Source organism: Pontibacillus chungwhensis BH030062 (assembly GCF_000770675.1).
In the GTDB taxonomy this organism is placed as follows: domain Bacteria; phylum Bacillota; class Bacilli; order Bacillales; family BH030062; genus Pontibacillus; species Pontibacillus chungwhensis.
Genome location: NZ_AVBG01000026.1, coordinates 1 through 18,889 on the forward strand (window position 1 = coordinate 1; position 18,889 = coordinate 18,889).

At 33.4% G+C, this 18,889-nt stretch carries 14 protein-coding genes; 7 read left to right on the plus strand and 7 right to left on the minus strand.

Annotated features, from left to right (window positions below; genetic code table 11):
• Positions 1 to 207: 207 nt before the first annotated feature.
• Together N780_RS18885 and N780_RS18890 are read right to left on the minus strand one after the other, a co-directional pair.
• Entirely contained in the window at positions 208 to 2,196 is a 1,989-nt protein-coding gene (locus N780_RS18885) for an N-6 DNA methylase (protein WP_036787857.1), read from the minus strand.
• Positions 2,177 to 4,003: a DNA methyltransferase gene (locus tag N780_RS18890; protein WP_052115170.1), complete on the minus strand. Its 1,827-nt coding sequence runs from the start codon at positions 4,001 to 4,003 to the stop codon at positions 2,177 to 2,179. Before N780_RS18890 ends, N780_RS18885 begins: the two co-directional genes overlap by 20 nt.
• A gap of 161 nt (positions 4,004 to 4,164) precedes the next feature.
• On the opposite strand from N780_RS18890, the gene N780_RS18895 reads away from it, so the two are divergent.
• Both N780_RS18895 and N780_RS18900 read left to right on the plus strand, forming a co-directional pair.
• Positions 4,165 to 7,392, plus strand: a complete 3,228-nt coding sequence (locus N780_RS18895; RefSeq protein ID WP_036787860.1) for an N-6 DNA methylase — start codon at positions 4,165 to 4,167, stop codon at positions 7,390 to 7,392.
• A 75-nt stretch (positions 7,393 to 7,467) separates the two neighbouring features.
• Positions 7,468 to 8,199 (plus strand): GIY-YIG nuclease family protein, encoded by a 732-nt coding sequence (locus tag N780_RS18900; RefSeq protein WP_036787863.1) that lies wholly within the window; start codon positions 7,468 to 7,470, stop codon positions 8,197 to 8,199.
• Positions 8,200 to 8,318: 119 nt separating this feature from the next.
• Here N780_RS18900 and N780_RS18905 read toward each other — a convergent pair whose 3' ends face one another.
• Positions 8,319 to 9,251 (minus strand): hypothetical protein, encoded by a 933-nt coding sequence (locus N780_RS18905; RefSeq protein WP_036787865.1) that lies wholly within the window; start codon positions 9,249 to 9,251, stop codon positions 8,319 to 8,321.
• Positions 9,252 to 9,493: 242 nt separating this feature from the next.
• On the minus strand, positions 9,494 to 9,703 hold the full coding sequence (locus tag N780_RS18910) for a hypothetical protein (RefSeq protein ID WP_036787868.1): 210 nt from the start codon (positions 9,701 to 9,703) through the stop codon (positions 9,494 to 9,496).
• A 262-nt stretch (positions 9,704 to 9,965) separates the two neighbouring features.
• Between N780_RS18910 and N780_RS18915 the strand changes: the two genes are divergently transcribed.
• From N780_RS18915 to N780_RS18925, 3 genes are read left to right on the plus strand one after another with little or no spacing between them, the layout of a single operon-like run.
• Positions 9,966 to 10,277, plus strand: coding sequence for a hypothetical protein (locus N780_RS18915; protein WP_036787870.1), 312 nt, complete (start codon positions 9,966 to 9,968; stop codon positions 10,275 to 10,277).
• A gap of 16 nt (positions 10,278 to 10,293) precedes the next feature.
• A complete protein-coding gene (locus N780_RS18920) occupies positions 10,294 to 11,301 on the plus strand; it encodes an ATP-binding protein (RefSeq protein WP_232299567.1) in 1,008 nt (335 codons plus the stop codon).
• 58 nt (positions 11,302 to 11,359) lie between these two features.
• Positions 11,360 to 11,911, plus strand: coding sequence for a hypothetical protein (locus tag N780_RS18925; RefSeq protein WP_036787873.1), 552 nt, complete (start codon positions 11,360 to 11,362; stop codon positions 11,909 to 11,911).
• Positions 11,912 to 12,064: 153 nt separating this feature from the next.
• On the opposite strand, the gene N780_RS18930 is transcribed toward N780_RS18925, so the two are convergent.
• Both N780_RS18930 and N780_RS18935 read right to left on the minus strand, forming a co-directional pair.
• A complete protein-coding gene (locus tag N780_RS18930; protein ID WP_036787876.1) occupies positions 12,065 to 13,036 on the minus strand; it encodes a DNA/RNA non-specific endonuclease in 972 nt (323 codons plus the stop codon).
• Between the two features lie 238 nt (positions 13,037 to 13,274).
• Complete coding sequence (locus N780_RS18935) at positions 13,275 to 14,021, minus strand: hypothetical protein (RefSeq protein WP_036787879.1); 747 nt, start codon at positions 14,019 to 14,021, stop codon at positions 13,275 to 13,277.
• A 682-nt stretch (positions 14,022 to 14,703) separates the two neighbouring features.
• On the opposite strand from N780_RS18935, the gene N780_RS18940 reads away from it, so the two are divergent.
• Positions 14,704 to 14,982 carry a hypothetical protein gene (locus N780_RS18940; RefSeq protein WP_036787882.1) on the plus strand — a complete coding sequence of 93 codons (279 nt, stop codon included), beginning with the start codon at positions 14,704 to 14,706 and terminating at the stop codon, positions 14,980 to 14,982.
• Positions 14,983 to 15,188: 206 nt separating this feature from the next.
• Here N780_RS18940 and N780_RS18945 read toward each other — a convergent pair whose 3' ends face one another.
• Positions 15,189 to 17,153: a DNA-primase RepB domain-containing protein gene (locus tag N780_RS18945; protein WP_036787885.1), complete on the minus strand. Its 1,965-nt coding sequence runs from the start codon at positions 17,151 to 17,153 to the stop codon at positions 15,189 to 15,191.
• Between the two features lie 472 nt (positions 17,154 to 17,625).
• On the opposite strand from N780_RS18945, the gene N780_RS18950 reads away from it, so the two are divergent.
• On the plus strand, positions 17,626 to 18,747 hold the full coding sequence (locus N780_RS18950; protein ID WP_036787887.1) for a site-specific integrase: 1,122 nt from the start codon (positions 17,626 to 17,628) through the stop codon (positions 18,745 to 18,747).
• The last annotated feature ends 142 nt before the right edge of the window (positions 18,748 to 18,889 follow it).

The following is an 18,889-nucleotide window of genomic DNA, read 5'->3' on the forward strand; positions in this document are numbered from 1 at the left end:
CCTGGGAAATATGTAATTTTACAATTGTTTCAGACAATTATTATAATACTTTTGGTCACTATTACGTGACCATTCTGTGACCAATAATTACTGCTCTTAAGTCTATTAAGAGGGACCCTTTACTACTTTGCTACGTATACTATAAACGAAAATCATGAATAATAATTTGATTTTTAATTTACAAAAAGAGCCTATTTATAAGGCTCTTTATTTTTTCTTTCTATTATTTTGATATCTGTGAAGCAGAGTACTAATTTGCTTTTGGATAGTGAGAGCATGTTCCTTAAATACAATTTCCAAAACCTTATCATTTGCTATATCACTAGACAGGTTATTTTTTGAAAGCTCATGTCCAATGTCGGAAATACTTGCAATCTGCTCATCAGAGAGAATAGGTATTGGAAGTTTCTTTAAATGGGTAGCTTCAACTTTTAAAGCCCCGCCCCCCATTACATTTCCAATCAGCTCTAAGGACAGTTGTGTCCACTGACAATTTAAAAATGCTATTAAGAAATATTTATCTAAAGGGGAGTCTTCACAATTTATAGTCGAAAAATTAGCATCTACCACCACTTTTGAATCAGTATTCATTACAAACTTTGGGGAACGACTATTGACTCTAGGTACTAATATATCAGGTAAGTGCCTATTGGCTAATTCGGGTAACATATACCAGTAATTTTCAGTGTCTGGATCGTCCTGCTTCATTTTTTTGATATTAGGTTTTACAGCCGAAAGCTCATATATAAATTTGGGGGCTTCTTCAGTTCCTATATTAGTTTTCTCTAGCGAGTTTATATATTCATTAAGACCTTCATCCATCATGCCTCGATGAGATCCCAATTCTTTCAACCGATAGTAATCTTCTCTTTTTAAAGAATTTTGTAGTAAAAGTACTCTTCCAGTTAACATTTGCTCATTAAGTTTATTCCCTACTGGAAGCTCGGCTTGCTTTCTTATTACTGTTCTTATCACATGATTTGAAACTGTAATATTTTGTTTATAATTACCATTATCTATTTGGATAACTGAATACTTATCATCTGACTGTATGAAGTCAACATAAAAGAACTTATTATAACCAGTTCTTAAGCCTTGTCCAATATTTACATTAAAATCAAACAAACTCTTAAACGATAAGTTTACGTCATGTAACATTTGCTGTTGCTCTATTGGTAAATAACTTGAAAAATCAACTTTACTTAAGTGGTTTTCAAGTTCAATAAACCATTTTTTTTCTTTTACTTCACTAATTAAATTGTTTAGTTTCTTGCTTAAGTTAACTTTATTTATGTGAACTTCATCTCTTCCGCTAAACAGACCATTATCTATATCCTTTACAAACTTCTCTTCTGGGGCCCAGTCTTTAGGATATAACCCGCCAACTAAGCTATTATTCCTTGAAGCCTGGCTGCTTAATTGTACATGTGTGTAATATTTGTCTTTAAAATACTGAAGTATATCATCTTTTATATACGTTCTCTTAGCAATCACTAAGTTAGTTTTGACTTGTGCATCTTCAAACCATTTTCGATCTGTATCTTCTATCACATATTCAATATCAAATAATTTATATAGTAAATACTGAATAATATTTGAATAATCCCTATTTAACCAAGATTCAGGGACAACTAAAGCAAGTTTCCCCTCTTTCTTAGTTAACATAGCACAGAGTATCCAAGATGGGACTGCCAAATCAGATAAGCCAGAGTAATTTTTGATAACTGTTTTAAACAAATCTTTTTCATCTGTCTGCAAGTCTTGCATATAATCTACTATATCCAAAAGACTATTCCTTATGGCTTTATCGTTAATTCCATTAAAATCTTCCAATTGATTAATATACTGATACCTAACGTATGGCGGATTAGTCATAACCACATCAAAACTTTTATGAGACAAATCCTTGATGGTATCCAAGGAAAATGAATTACCGTTAATCAATTGATTATATTTATAATCAGTATTAGTTTGACATAATTTATATACGTGCTCATCAAGCTCTATACCCGTAACTTTAGCCTTTCTATCCATGCCAGCCAATAGCATATCGCCAACCCCACACATAGGATCTATAAGGTCTAAATTTTCTTTATTGCGTAACGTGAACGCAGCTAGTAGGTTAGCAAGTTTATCACCTGAAAAATATTGCCCTAACCTTTTTTTGTAGAAAAGGTTATTGACCTGCGTTTTCATAGTTAATTTCCTCTCTGTATTTTGTTATTAATTTGCTATAAAACTCTTCAGCACTCATCATTATTGTCCAGTCATTTTCTAAATAAATATTAATAAACCTAGAATAAACACGTTCGGGAGTAATTTTTTCTTCTCTATTTTTTAACTGATTAATTATATATTTTATTATATCCGCTTCTGAGAAATGGAACGAAAGTTGAGATGTTTCTTCATCATTTCTTTTTTGTAATAAGGTTATAGGGTCACCACTAACTGAGATCCTCGAGTTTTGTTGCTTAAAGCTTTTTTGGAGCTTATCTAGTACATTAGATACACTGACTTTAAAGCCAGCATTTCTATAGGAGTTTTGCAGAGCTCTCCAAACTCCAGAATTTGCAGAGTGGAATACTACAGTAGCTTTCCCATCATTCTTTAAGACCCTATACAATTCTTTAAATACACTACTGATCATATTTTCGTAGTGACCTAACCCTTTGCCTTGCGAAACACTTATTATAGCCTCATCTTCATTATTGGTTAAATCCCCTAACCATACTTCGTTTATCATATTTATTTCAGAATAAGGTATATAATCCCCGAATGGTGGGTCTGTGAACACATAGTCTATTACACCTGTTGAAATATACTCCATGTTTGTACTACTTTCATTTATTACTTCTACTTCACTTTCACTACCCTCTATAATTTGAAAGGAGTCTGTAAAGTTTTTAATTTTCCTATGAAGACCTTTTAAGATATTCTTTTCAATAGGCAAATTACTTATATATAAAACTCCTGGCTGAGCACTAGTGAGAACAAGGTCCTTTTGGTTTTTTTTAACCACAGCTCTAGTCATTAAAGTACTATGAGAATAGTTGTAGCTTAATACTAATAACCTCAATGCTTCTCTAACCTCTGCTGGTGAGTTTTTAATCTCCTTAAACAAAGCTGCTAACATAATTAAATTTCTGTAGGAGTAAAAATGATGTACGTGGGTTACCCCATAGTGATATCCACTTCTATACAAGTCTCCCCATTCTATTTTCTGGACAGGAATCTCCAATCCTTGAATGTTTTGACCTTTTATTCTCTCTAGTAATTCTATGTCTTCTTTTGTTATCTCTCTAGACCATCTTGATTTTCCTGTAACCCCATATACTTTCTTCGGTTCCCTTTTTTTTCTATACTTATATTCACCTAATAAATTGTCATAATACCTCTCATACGATCTCTCTATCTTACTAACATCGTCTTCATGTGCACATTTGGGACATATAAATCGGTTATTTAATGAGACGTAGTCATCATAAACGACACACATATCCCAGTAAGTAACTTCATTTGCACAATTATTACATTTTAGTGTTTCACTCCATACGATATGTCTTATTTCACCAAGATTTCCATTAGGGTCTATGGCCTTATAATACCATCCGTATTTTTCTTCTACCCTTTGAAGTAAATTTTCTGCTTCTTTTTTAAAGAGAGTAGAGTTAGGAGGATTACACATAGTCTTGGAAAGGAAAGAGCCGATTGTACTTATTTCATATAAGTATGCTTTCCGAGGCCCCCATTTAACAGGAGCTTCCATCTTTTCAGCTAATTCTTTGACTTCTTGAGTGGGCTTATCACATAAATGGGTTGCTAACCCTGTCGTACCACTTCCTCCAAATGTGTCTAAGACTGTTTCTCCTGGATTAGTATGAGAAGCTATATATACCGCAATAGCTTCTGGGGAGATTTTTGTCGGGTAAGAAAAAGCTGTATATAAACTTCCGCTTCTTTTGGAAGGTAATGCTTTTGTATATAGTTTCAAAATGTCCTTCATATTATCATCCCTAGAATTAAATTGTAGAAGGTATTCATTAAATAATCCCTTAACTGTACCATTATACCAACTAAAGCTACAAATAAAAAATGTTATTACTTTACAATAACTCGTGGTAAAATATACCTGCACGAAACATATATTAGGAGGGAAAATATTATATGAACTATGACTATTGTTTGAGGATGATTAGAGCTCTATTGTCGAGCCCTGATTCTAATGAAGCTCAAAAGAAAGAGCTATTTATTTCTTATCTAAGAAACATTTTTGCAGATGACAATCTATCAAGTGAAGAAATTGAATCAAAGATAGACAACTTGTCTCGGGGAGCTGAAACTTATGTAAGCACCTTACCTAGTACTACTAATCAATCAACTAAAGGTTTTATTGATACTTTCAGTGGAACAATTGTAATTGAATTTAAGAAGGATTTAAAAAATATTGCTTTGTATAACGAAGCAATAAATGGATTAAAAAAATATATAGCTAGCCTTTGGAATGAATCAGGCGTTGAGTCTAGTTTTGGTGCTATATCCTCAGATGGACTCAATTGGTACGTATGGCGGCCAGTACCTAGTGAAATATTAGATAAGCCCGAATATAACTCTGATTTAGTAAAATTAGAATTAGCAGAAAAGGTAGAAATTAGTGAGGCTAATGAAGCTAATTCGAGGCATCTAACACATTTTTTACATAGGATACTCTTTAAAGAAAACCTAACTCAAGTCTCAAGTGAAAATTTAAAACGGGATTTCGGTTTAAATAGTAACTTGTTTTCATTAGTTTATGAGCAGATATTAAACATTGTTAAACAAGCATCTAAGACTACTGAAGTTGATCTAGCCATAGAGTTATGGAATAAACAGCAAACCTATAATGCAATCAATATTCCATCAATTGATATAGAAGCGTATGCTAAGCAAACCTATTTACTAATTTTATCAAGATTAATGGTTGCAGCTAATTTCAAAGAAAAGGATACACTGGATAACAAAGATGATACTCTGAAAGATATCCTAAACGGTGAGTATTTTTACAATTCTCTAAAATTAAAAAACTTTGTAGATTATGACTTTTTTGGATGGATAGCTCAAGATGACTGGGTTTATGAATTTATCCCTATAGTTCGACCATTATTCCATAATTTATTAACTTATGATTTTTCTAACTCGGGGCAAGAAAACTTAGTTCAATTAATTTATGACGAGATGCTCCCAGAGAGTAGAAAAAGCGAACTTGGGCAAACAAGCACCCCCTCTGATCTAGTAGACTCGGTAATTTCAAACTTGTTTGCTGATGAATCTGAATTTAGATATTTAGATCCCGCTTGTGGTTGCGGGAGTTTTATCAGATCAGCTTTATCTTATGTGAAAATTAAATATCAAGATTATGGACCTAACGAAAAGATAAGGATAATAAAGAATGCTGTCACAGGAATAGACATTGATCCTATAGCAGTAATTTTATCTAAGTCTATTTGGGCAATAACTCTTGCGGACATAATAAAGGATATAGAAGAGCCTGTTGAAATACCTATATATCATGCAGATTCTTTATTTATTACAGGTGATTCTATGTTAAGTCACCAGAAAGATTTAGACACTCAAACTACTACTATCATGTTTGATGATTCCGCTATAGAAATTCCCAAAAGAACATTACTTAATATGGACGTTTTTGATTCATTGATAGAATGGTCTAATACAAAAGCTAAAACTATTAAGGAAAAGTACGAACTCAAAGGTAATACTCAGCTACTTGACCCGAAATCTATTACTGAAGAGACACTAGTCAACATTCTCGGGTCAGATTTTTGCAGCGAATTGAGCGATAGCGAGAAAGAGTTATTAGCAAATGGTGTAGCGAGCTTAGTCAACAATTTAGCTGAGCGCATGATCCAAGACAGAGATGGTATTTGGGCGTTTGTTCTTAGCAATAACTATAGACCTAGTTTGTTAGCGGGTAACTTTGATATTATCGCTACTAATCCTCCTTGGCTAACTATAAGCAGTCTTCCCAATGTCCCTTATAAAGATCAGCTAAAATCATTATCAAAAGCTTTTAAAGTAAATCCAAGAGGGGCAACATTCTTACATTCGGAGATATCTACAATATTCGCTCTCCATAACGTGAAACACTTCTTAAAAGAAGATGGTAAAGCTGCTTTTATAATGCCAAGAAGTATATTTGATGCAGATAATCACCAGCCGTTCAGAGAGAGAAAATTCAACGAGTTAGTACCTTTCGGGATTAGAGAAATTTGGGATTTAGCTGATGTTGAGAATCTTTTCAAACTTCCTTCATGCGTATTATTTGGGGAGAAAAATAACCTAAACACCGAAAAATTATCATATATTTACTCACATTTTGTAAGCTCTTTAAATATTGAAGATGGTTCTGAAAACGGATACCTAACATTGTGTACCTTAGCGGATAAAAATGCATGGCTAAAGGTAGATTACGATGAAAGAATACACGTAGAAGGTCACGAAGCATATAATTCCTTCAGGGAAGGAGCCGATTTATTCCCAAGAACTGGTTTATTTGTAGACATATTAGAAGAATCACAGAGCATTTGCAAGATAACGACGGCAGATTCTGAAGTAAAAAATACAAATAACAAGCGTTTAAAAGGCATAGAATTTAAAGGATTTACAGAAAGACAATATATTTTCCAAACAGTAACGTCAAACAATCTTCTTCCTTTTCTTATACCAGAAAACGCTCTCCCTAATGTCGTATTACCTGTCTCAGAAATAGACGATAGGCTTATGATATTGAATGAAGATGAATTAATAGACAAAGGTCACACTCATATTCATAAATGGTTACAAAATATAAATAAAAAAGAACCTACTAAAAAAGACATATATGAAGCTGTAAATTATAGAAATAAACTTACAAATCAAGATTATAAACAGTATTCATACCTAGTTCATTGTGGGGCAGGCGGTAGCATTCCTTGTGCAGGTATACAAAGAAAACATTTTTCAGAGTATAATTTCGTAGCCGACCAAACTACTTACGTATATGGTACTAATGATGAAAATGAAGCCTACTATTTAATTGGTGTTATAAATGCCTATGAAGCGTTCTCTAATACTATAGAACCTTTCCAAGCAAGAGGGGACTTTGGTACACGACATATTCATAAGCTCATATACAAGATAATACCTGAATTTGATATTAACAATCAGGTTCATAATGAAATTGTAACGTTAGCAAAACAACTCGAAGAAAATGCCATGCAAGTTGTTGAAGAAAATGAAGAAATAACCAATGTATATATTAGAGTACAAAATAGAAGAACTCGTTTAAGAAATGCATTAAATGAAAATTTAAAAAATGCTTTGAATAGTAAAGTATTACAAATTTTAAGTGCGAATTAACTGTACGTCTTAATCCTCAGGTTCAGTGTGGTATTACTAATAATTTTTACTATTTCTATACAAAGGAGGCGTAACTTGTCTTTCGAGTATGAAAACCAAGAACATTATTTAAATTTCGCAAGGAAAATCTTAAAAACAAATGGGCTCTTTATCGCAAAGATTGATCCCTTCCTAGCACCTGTATGCAAGGATCTTTATCAATTCTCAATACGTTATGAAAAAACACTAAATCGTCTACACTTTCGCCTTCCTTATGATGTGTTCACCTTTTACTTAAGGGACGTATTTTCAATAGATGAGTTTAAAGAATTGGTAAGGGTATTCCGCCAACATCGAATTGATCTCAATGAGATTGTGAATGAGGTCAATCCCGATTTTGATTACTATGAGAGACTTTATGAGGTATTTTACAAACCAAGCGATGTGTCTAAACTAATTCAACTGCAAGATGAATCCTTGGATAGCACAGGTTTTACAGAATCATTCAAAGAAATGTGTGAACAACAAGAATATCAAAAGGGCTTATATTTCTTGTATAATCGAAAAAGTGAATTAATTTATATTGGAAAAAGTACTCAAAATCTTGGAGCGAGAGTAGTTACATCTTCTATTGAAAGAAAAGGAGCTTATTTTGCTTCTTTTGCCTTCCCGGCAACTAAAAGCGATGTACACGTATATGAACTCTACTACATTTCTAAACTAAAACCCGAACACAATGCTGAAGGAAAAGAAAAAGATGAGTTAACCATTAACCTCCCTGAGTTAGAGGAATCTGCCATGATAAATATCTGGAAAAAAGAATCATAAACATATAACGCCTTCCTATATATTGAAATAGGAAGGCGTTTTATATGGATATTCGTGAAACACCAATAAGTCTTACAGACTTGATAACCCTACAGTTTAATGTCTAACATACCATTTAGTTATGAATGGTTCCTTTGTAACATCAGTACTTTTTTATGTGATTCTGAACAGTCATTGTGTTTCATTTTTGCTTTTTTCTGAACATCTATAGTATAGTGGAATGGTTTTTGCCACTTCTCCTTACGATTAGCTACATACCCGTTAGAGATATAACAATTAAAGGTAACCACTGGTATATTACTCCTTAGGAAAAATTCAATTATATGAAGTAACTTATCTATGTTCCTAGTTATTCCTTTAAATGAGTCAGTAAAAAATACGTTATCTAAGTCATTCTTTACTTCTCTGAAGTAATCAATGGATTGATTGTCTATTGTGGGGTCCATACCACTTTGAACTAAACTTTGTTTACTATTCCTATGTAGGTTATATGATTTATTATTCCTTTTTAATTCCCTAACTCTGATCTCCTTCTCTTTTTTGGGTTCAAATGACATTTCCTTTGAACCTCTGCTTAAGTGACTAAGAGCATTCCAAGCTACAGGATACTTTTTTGGCAAATCGTAAAACAAGTCATTTTCATAAGTATTTATTGATTTAGTATCAAAATCACCTAAATTACATTTTGAAAAATATTTTATAGCGTTACTAGTCAATTTAGGAATATCTTTATCAGATAAAGGTGGTTTATCAAATCCATATTGTTGTGCAGCTTCATCTGTACTAGCTAAATCCTCGATTATACTATTCCTAACTGCTACAACCACTAAGGATGAAATATCTGTATCAACCTTTGGTTTATAAAATAACCCCTCTTCTTTTCCGATATACAACAATGTATTCCTGAACTCTAAATCCTCCCACCTCTTGAGAATAGAAGAAAGTCGAGACTCAATATCATTAACAACAAAATCAATTGTTTCACTATCTAACATCATTTCTTGTAAATCAGACCTTAAGTAACAATCAGAGTATTCTTTTATTATATTCATTACAAAGTCCTCCTAGTAAACCAGTATAATTACTATTAATTGATTGTATTATTTAACAATTGACGTTCTGTTATTTAATATCCTTTCGGGAAGCGTGAATAAAAAAAGCTAACAGTTATGTTAGGTTTTCCTAAACAAAACTGTTAGCTTCCTGCTAAACAATTTACTCTACAATAAATATTAACACCTTAGTACATTTTCAGTAAATAGATAATTGTAAAAATTCTAAAAATGAGTACTATTCAATCTGCTATTTCTCCTATTCCTTTACAAGCCCCGCAATTCGAATAAGTCTTTTTATAACTACTACTTTTCTTTAATTGGAGCACAGCGTCATAATAACTCAACCCCTGAGAATCGGTAATTCTATCTAGCTTTTTATCAAAAGCTTCATTCCAAAGAATCCCCCATCCACTGCATTTCTTACAACGCTTTTCTTCATCAGGTAACATTTTAATTCCTCTTTCTTTTGAGTATGGTTATATCCGCTAACAAATAAAGATTACCTTCTGACTTTATGATTTTAAACCTTCAATTTCCATACGCTCCCTTTTAAATTTAACTATAGACTCTGGTTACTAACTACAAACATATACCCTCGTGACCTTTCGGCTAGGTTACACCTACATTAAATTGTATTATTTTACATTTTTAGAAGGAATTTTAACTATAATTGTCTAAATATGTAATCAAACTATGTTAGGATGTGAATATATGGAACTACCTGAAATTAACTTGCCCCAAGATTATAACTATTCAGCTACTATCGAAGGAGTAATGATAAACCCCCACGATAATGGAGTTGGCGCCACTATACTATCATTTTCAGACGAAATAACTGGCGATTTAATAGTAAAAGTATGTGCAATGATCCATGACGCACAAACTGATTCTTACGATGTAATAAGAGATTTAGAAGCTTTTAGTTTTAAAGATATAGCATACGGTAGAGACTTTATTAAGCGTTTACCTACTATGTCTGCTATTGAATTAATGTTCATGATGAACGCTACAGTTCAACATTAATATAAGGAGTGATTTTTTGCGTTATAACTTAGCCATGCCTGAACTTACAGCACCTCATGTTTTAGATTTTTGCAATTCTAATTATGATTTTTTATCAGATTATCAAGAATTAGCGTTTGATTATAAGTATATGAGTACATTTGAACCATTCGGCATGTTACTTGCTAGCTCTAAAATTAGAAGCATTCAAAGACAATATCCTCACTTAAATTTTTTTGATAGTGAGTTCAAGCAACATGATTACGCTGGTCACATGGGCTATTTTAAAAGCTTCGGTCAGGACTTTGGAAAAGACCCTGGCGAAGCTTGGGGGAGTAACAGATACATACCCGTAACACGTCTCAATATTAAAGACCTCAGAATTGAATCTTATCAACATACTGAAGAAGTTCAAGATACTATAGTCAGGAAATCAAATGAATGCGCTAAAGTTTTAAGTCAGGGAAAGCAATCCCTTTACGAAATACTAAGCTATTCCATTCGTGAGTTAATGAGAAATATTGTTGAACACTCTGATTCAGATGTTATTTGGTTAGCTGCACAGGCATGGCCTTCTAAAGACCTTGTAGAGATTGCAATTCTAGATGAAGGAGTAGGTATTAAACAAGCTATAGATGTTAACCCAAATTTAGATTTAGACGACCATTCTGATGCCCTCATGGTAGCAATTGAACCAGGAATATCGGGTAAGGCTTTTAAACATAATGGAAAAATGAGACGTCAACAAGGATCTAAGTGGGATAACTCGGGGTATGGTCTATATGTTACCAGTGAGATTTGCCAACTTGGCGGTAATTTTATTATGTGTAGCGGAGATAGTGCTTTAGTAATGAAGAATAATGATTTTCGTTTTCTAAATACCAACTTCAATGGCACTGCTATAAGAATGAGAATGGAGATTTCTTCTATTGATAGGTTTGGTAGTTCGCTTATTGATAAGATTGTTTCCAAAGGTGAGAAAAAGGCACGTGAAAACTCTGATGTGTCAGTAGTACGAGCTTCAAAAGTATCAAGGTTGTTGTAAACATAACCATTCACATAATATGAAGCTAGAATAAAATATTCATTAAAGGGTGTGCTTTATGATTGATAGAGAAGTTGCTATTGAGAAAGTACAACGTTTCTTGACAGATGAAACAAAAAAAGTACTTTTGGTTAAAGGTTATGACAACGATGCCAAACTAAATGTCGTTCTTGCATGCCTAAATAAGATTTACAAAAAAGGCATAATAAGAACTAGTTCAATGTCTGAGGTTGGGTCTCATATCAATCGTGCTCTGAACAAAGATATTTTACCCCATAATGTGAAATCAACAACTAATTACAGATTAGGTAAGATGGTTGTTAATATTAACAGCTATTCGAACCACACTAAGTCAAACCATAAAGGAAATCAGAGTACATTCACTTTATACCATCCTGTTCAAACAGTTTTAGATAACCCTAAAAGATATGCCAATTTCTTAAATGATTTAAAGAGTAATAATTCAAGTAAGATTATTCTGGTAACTACAAATGAATGGGGAATAGTAAACTGGGAATTAGAAAAACAAGTAGATGAGGTATTCTTTTACAGCGTTGAGAATGACAATCCGCAGATTATGAAGAACTTAAAAAGGAATGGAGCCATATAAATAAACTAATAAAAAGATCGCAGGATATGAAGAACTTTTCTGCGATCTTTTTTTGAATGAAACATTTCTTTCATTCAAAACTAAAAGACGCTTGGGTACCAAAACACCCCAGCGTCTTTATAATATATTGTCTTATTCAAGTAATGTAGACTCTTACTCTCCAACCATTCCATCTCCATCCCTATCGTCCATATAAGGGTATAACCAGTGGTCGGATGTAATAGGCATAGTGAACCCAGCTTCTTTTGCTTCTTTAATCGTCACTTGTCCATTACCGTTAGTATCAACGCTAGAAACATCCCCATCTGTGTTTGAACTCGTTGAATCGGAAGACTCAGACTCATTATTGGTTAAACCGAGTGATTCGTTTACTTCATCAGGATTCACATTCTCAAATGTATCAACGATTTCGTTCCCCTTTAAAGTATAGGTATACTTATACTTTGAAGGAATCTGTGTTTCCGTATCAGGATATGTGATGATTGCTTCAAAATTTGTGGCTCCACCTGCTTTACGGATGCTATCTTCCATATAGGCTTGGTCACCATGTCGGTTGAGCGTACTCTCTTGTGGGGTAATATTATAAGCATTCGATACCCCTCCGAGAGAATCAGCAATGACATGCCCCTCATCTAAAACATCACTTTCCACCCCAGGAACCTTTGCCTCATCAGAGTAGTATCTGCCTGATGATAAAACAGGTTCATTATCATCATCTTGTAAAATGATCTCATCTGCAACGACACGTACTAGTTGTCCATGTTCATTAGTAAATGCCCAATATTCACGATCTCCATATCCAATATCAACAACGACTTTAGCTTCACGATTCCCAGACAGATCGCCACCATCTACTTCAATAAGTTTGTATCCTGAGAATAAGTCTTCATTTGTATCAGTCGTTGTTTCCTCTGTTTCTGATTCATCAACCGCTTCCTGTGTTGATTCTTCCTCAACAGTATCAGTAGTAGATTCTTCTTTTTCACTATTTTCGCTTGTGTTTGCTGCAACTGCTTCTTGTGAATTTGTTTCTTTATCAGTAGTGGATGTATCTTCTACCTCAGTACAACCAACCATAAAGATGGCCGTTAAAAGTAGAATTAAATAACTCATTTGCTTTTTCATTTTAGGACTCTCCTATGTTTTGTTAGTTTAAGAACTTGAATTACATAATCATCAAGTACATTTTACCACATAATGTTATTAAACCTTTTATTTTCTTTTAAGTGATTACTTCCTACGCCAACATAAAAGATCCCCTCCATAATCATGAAGGGGACCTCTGTATGAATAAACCATCCTGCCTACCAAGCTAAAAGTGGTTTACTAAAAATTGCTCTACTTGAGCATCATATTTCTAAATTTAGGCTAGTGTTTTTTCTCGGAGATACTTAACCTCCCCAAGTTTACCTATTAAGATTATTTCTTCATCTGAAGTACCGCGGTAGTCATATGCCTTGTATCCATCCCTTACATAAAGCCACTGCATTAACCTATTACTACTGTTAGTCATAAATGACTTCATGTTTTCCCGATTTAACTCCTTAGTATTTAAGGCTTCACATGGAAGGCTTTTATAAAAGCAAATATTATAAATTGCATGTCCCTCTATTTCTCGAAAATCCTTTTCATACTCTACTACTTCCCAATCATTAACGTTGCTCAGTTCTTCTTGAACTTCATTAATAAACCACTCCGATGCAAGTCCATCTACAAGTGGGTCAGATGGGTCATTGGAATTATGAGGGTTAAAAGATTCTTCACTCCAATCATTAATAAATATGTCATTATATGCCCCCACAATAAAATTATAATAGTGAGGTTTCTGTACTAATAGGTCATCTCTTAAAAATAGCCATTGGCCAACTAACGGTGCATTTTCGCTCTCTAGCTTCTCAAAAAATTCTGGACTAATATCTACATCTTTGGTGTGCAAATCCTCAATATCTGTATTTCTCAAAAAGGCCTTAGTTATAAAATTTGCTTCTTCTCTATAACTTCTTTCTTTATATTTAAAATCATCTATTCTGTAACCAAGATCCTTAGCCTCATCTAATAAACTTTGTATTAAATCCAAAAAGTCTTTTCTGTAAAGTTTGCTATCGTACATTGTAACCCGCCTTTAATAAGTCTTTATTACTGTTACCAAGGTATCATGTTTGAGTCAAATTGTCAAAATATTCAGACACTAAAACTAATACTATCCTCTCTCGATCGATTCACATAAAGGGTTACCTAGAGATATAGAACAGTTAATGGTAAAAAAATTAGTAATACCATTAACAAAACTGTTAACCATCCCCTATACACCCTGTCATGACAGTATTTTAAGATTTATAGCAGTTATTTCTTTAACAAGTTAAAGTAATTGTTTTCAAAGGCCATTCATAGAAGTGATATTCTATGAACGATTTTAACCCTATACAACTACAACATATATCTATTAAATGCCTGGTTAAAAGAGTTCCTTAGAAACGCGTAATTAGCGTCACGCACGATAATGCGCGTTAATGCATGCGTGTAACGATCGGGATGGAATCAGAAGCGATCGGGAATACAATTCTAATTCTAGGCGGAAATATGCCAAAAACATTAGTTAGTAAATATTATATGGAGAGTAATTGCGCAAAAATTTTTGGGCGTTATGCTGCAATGTTTGTTTAGCGGTTAATATAACCTTTCGGATCGGATATATATTCAAGAGCATCGACACTCAAGTATTCTTAATTAATGTTTATCGCTTTTGTATTATGGTTACATTTTCTTTAACACTATTGGAAGGAGTTGGAATGTTGATTAACGATAGAGGTAGAATTTCTTATGAGGTTAGTATGATTTTGTTAGAAGAAACTTCTGAAGGTAATGTGAAAGTAGACTATTACAAGAAAGAAAGTAATTACTTTCACAGGCCACTTACTACGGTATATGAGAATTTCTCCTTCAGGGAATTAAGAGAAAAAACGAGGTCCAAACTTTATGATATGTCCTATAGTATTACTTGGATAGAAATACCCGAGTATAATGGTAATACTCTTCAACGCCGCTTCTTAAAGGATAATACACCTGACTAATTAAACAAACTCACACAGCTTCATTAGAAGCCTTGTGTGAGTTGTTTGTCCATTGAAATAGATTGGCCTTATTGAGCTCAAAATGAATCTCAAAAGGGATTCTATAATCCTCTGTGAGCCTCTTCAAATAGCATATATAGATTCACTAACAGACTCAATAAACAAAAGAAGCGCTGGGGTTTAAATTCCAACGCTTCTTACACCCATTAAAATATTTTATTTTTGGATTCTTCTATGGCACTTTTCCTGCATATCACATCAGGATAAGTCTCTAAATCTGCATCTAATGTTAGTTTTAGTTTTTTATTAAGCCGAACTTTCTTTATACCATGTTTTTCTTCCATTTCTGGGAGTAGTTTTTTTAACCTCTGGTAAATTCTATTTCTTTCCCTTTTTGTATCTGTAAGAAAATCTAGTAACTCGTGAATTGTAGTATAGCCTTTTACGTCTATTAAATGCAGAGTTAGCTGGTCAATTTTATTATTTAATTCTCGTCTTTCCGCACTTTTCTCTAAATCCTCACCTTTGGTTTGAGGATAAACTCTATCGGCTTCAGCTTTGGAAATACTTCTTTCTAAGAGTTCTCTACTAAATGCTCTAATAGAGAGCCCCTTCTCTTTAAATTCTCTAGCTTTTTTAACAGCAAAATCCATTACTTCAGAATCATAATAGGGGATTGAGAAGTATGTCGCGTAGTATTTTTGTCCCTTTTTTCTTGCTATCTCCTTCGTAGCTGCTAATACATCTTTAGGAAGCTCTTCATGAGGTACTTTTCTTATTAAGCCAAGATAAGTGAGCACACCAATAATTGAGGACATATTCTTACGATCCTTTTTAAATTCTTCTGCTAAGTTTCCGATACTGTTAAAGAAGAAATTCTCGCCCTTTTTATCGCAAAAATATTCTGTGGTAGCGAAGCCATAGTTCATTTTGTTTAATTGCTTCAAAATCACAGTGTATCTTCCCATTAATTTATAAAGTTCAGGATATGTTTCTTTATTTAAACGTGATCTCAGAAGATCTAAATTATGATCTTTTTTTTCCTCTTCTTTATACTGGAAAGTATTTTTAGCATATTGAATACCATAAACTTGTCTAAGAAATCTAAGTGAATCAGACTCATTCATACCTGTGATATGTTTAGTCGCCTCTATAATGCTATTCCGTACTCCACAATTACTAGACTGACATACATATACAAAGTTTTCTGTATCAGGGCTTTGGATTATTCCAGCACTCGGATTACTATCATCATGAAAAATGCAATGGAGTCTTTGTGGATTGTCAACTCCTAGGAATGTAGCTAAGTCTTGTTGCTTGAGATATTTCCATACTTGATCATGTGTATGCGCTATCACACCTTCTGGCTGTAATATCTTCCTCATTTCTTGCACATCTCTATTCTTGATATGCGGCCTGTTCTTATAAATCTTCTCTTGTCTTCTACTTCCAGTATAGTAATACCTATCTGTATTACTAGAAGATTTATTATCTTTTGTACCATCAATAGATACTTTTGTATTACATAAGTCTTTATTAGTGGTACAGTTCCCACCTGATGTATATTCAGGGAGAGCATGAATGATATCTTGAATATCATACTGAACATCTTCCAGCTGACGTAAAGTAACTAAAAACTTATTATCAGTTTCTTTACACCAGTAGTAACCTGGGACTCGCAAGAGTTGAGACTGACTTTTCACTTGAGGATCAGCTTTAAAGTACTCAATTAATCTCTTTTCACATTGTTCAAATTCTAGAGTAGACGCTGATTCATCGATAGACCAGTATACATGCAAACCATTTTTGGTTTCAATTATGGCAGTAGGGGTCTTAACAAAATCATTCAACTCTTTAAGTTTCTTTTCCTTATATTGATTGATTGTCTGTTCAGACAATCTACGGTTTTCCTCATCTTTTTCACAATCCAAATCGATGAACACTGCATTAAACTTCTCTACATCCACATCATTAAAACTTCCATTTACAGCAAAAAATACTCCACGATTTTGCTGATTAAGTTGCTCAAGTTTGTCTATAATCTGTTGATTATAATAACCTTGTGCTTTAGGAAGGCCACCCATTCCTGGATGTAAGTCATTGAAGCATCGAAAGTTTATGTGCTCGTTTCCTATAATAAGATTGAAAAAGTTTTCAGTTGTTAATTTCATTTGTTATCGCCTCGCAGGAACAAGATTCAACTTTTTTCAAAGTTGTTCTAATTCGCTTTTGTGGCGTTTTTAAAGTTGAACTTATATTTTGCACAGCGGGTGATAACTTTTTCACACTCAAAAGATATCAAAAAATATATTGACTGTCAAAGAATTTTAGAATATAATTTAAAGTTTAACCGTTAATTAACGGTTAACAGAGAATTGCTAAAGTAAAATACACCTCAATAACTTACTTATCTAATTTTATACTCATTTATAAGCTTAAACATTTACTCCCGCTCCATTACCCTCGTGCCTAAATGTAATTTATAGAATATGAATATTCTCGTTATCTTTCATGTGGGTAAAGTCTTACTTCATTTAAATATCGCATTTTAAATAATTTCTCATGATTAAAATAAATACATTGTGTTAAAATCGCTACAGGGAACCTCTAAGGCTTAAGAGCAACCATAGGAGGCTCTTAACCATGAAAGGCAGCATTAAAAAAAATAAAAAAACAGGTAAATGGGATTTTGTAATTGATATTGGGAAAGATTCTTTAACAGGTAATAGAAAACAAAAAAAGCGAAGAGGATTTAAAACGAGGAAAGAAGCTGAAAGAGCTCTTAATACACTATTACATGAATTGAATGAAGGCACATTTATTGAGCCTTCAAAACAAACCTACGGTAAGTACTTGGATACTTGGATGAGCTCCAAGCGACATGATTTAAGCTTACAAACATATAAGTTATATACTTCTTATATATCCTCTCACATCAATCCTATTTTGGGTAAACTTAAATTATCAGATTTAAACACTTATCACATCCAACATTTTGTAAATGAACTGAGAGGTAAAGGGTTATCAGATTCTACAGTTAAACGAATCTTCAATGTAGTTAACACCTCTTTGAACAATGCTAAGAAATTGGAAATGATAAAAAAGAATCCTGCTAATAACTTAGAAAAACCCAAAGTAAATACTAAAGATATAGCAATTTGGGATCACGATGAGATTTCTCTATTCCTTAAAACAGCTAAGAAAAGCCCTTATTATATAGTTTTCCTTCTCTCAATAACTACTGGTATGCGACAAGGTGAACTGCTGGGGTTACGATTTAAGGATGTTGATTTTGAAAACAAATGTCTTTATATCCGACAAACATTAAATCATGACGGATCAGGTTTTAAAGAGGGAGCTAAGAGTAAGGCTGGCTACCGATCTGTTGGAGTAGATTCCACTACTCTGTCTGCGCTAGAAATCCAAAGAGTAAATAATAATACCAATAAACTAAAACATGCTGGCGAATATGAAGACTATGACCTTGTTGCTTGCACAAAAAAGGGTAGGTCTATCAATCCTAGAAACTTAATTAGAACTTTCTACAACCTTACATCTAAAGCTAATCTACCTAAAATCCGCTTCCATGACTTAAGACATACACACGCAAGTCTGATGTTACAACAAGGAGAAAACGTTAAAATAATATCAGAACGTCTAGGACATAGTAGTGTGAAAGTAACACTCGACATATATTCCCACGTGCTCCCTAACATGCAAAATGAAGCATCAGACCGTTTTGCCCAAAAACTTTTTAATACCTAATGAAAAGCATCTGTGACCATATGTGTGACCAGTACCTATTAAAATAAAAATGACGCAACTTCCTCGGTTAAGGAAACTGCGCCATCTCAAGCTTTTCACGTATGATTCCGACTGGGCTCGAACCAGCGACCTCCACCCTGTC